1 pseudogene is annotated in these 680 nt (G+C 73.8%); it reads left to right on the forward strand.

What is annotated here, in order from left to right:
• A pseudogene (locus tag ACIKT0_RS19565) lies at positions 1 to 680 on the forward strand (hypothetical protein); the annotation flags it as partial.

Consider the following 680-nt stretch of genomic DNA (forward strand, 5'->3'; position numbering starts at 1 on the left):
GGCCTATCACACGGCGGTGTTCATGGGCACCGACGTCGATCAGCCGAGGAACCTGGCGAAGTCCGTCACGGTGGGGGTCCAGTCGATCGGCGGGGGCGGCGGCGTGGGCTCCGGCGGCGGCCTCGACGTGAGCGGCTTCCTCGAGCGGGACGTCCTGCCCGGGGACCTGATCGAGAACTGCGGCTCGTCGCACTGCCTCGCCTCCAGGCTCGGTCTTGGCGGCACGGGCTCGTCGTCGGGCGCGGGCGGAACCGCGACCGCGGTCAATCACGGAACGATCGTAACCGCCGGCGGGGATGCGCCCGGCGTGCTGGTCCAGTCGATCGGCGGCGGCGCGGGCGGAACGGTGAACGTCACGCAGGGCGGCTCGATCGCCACCTCGGGCGACTATTCGCAGGGGCTCGTCGCGCAGAGCATCGGCGGCGGCGGCGGCCGCGGCGGCCTCGCCGTGGCCGGCATGGAGACGGATGGCGCTCTCTCGGGCAAGGCGAAGCTGACGCTGACGTCGAGGACGACGCTCGGACGGGCGGGCTCCACGATGTCCAACGGCGGCGACGTCCATGTGAACCTCGACGGCGGCGGCGTGCAGACCGGGGCGCAGAGCGGCCAGGGCTTCCAGGCGGTCGGCGTGCTGGGGCAGAGCATCGGCGGTGGCGGCGGCGTGGCGGCGGATGGCAGCG

It is taken from the genome of Hansschlegelia beijingensis (genome assembly GCF_045505405.1).
Taxonomy (GTDB): domain Bacteria; phylum Pseudomonadota; class Alphaproteobacteria; order Rhizobiales; family Methylopilaceae; genus Methylopila; species Methylopila beijingensis_A.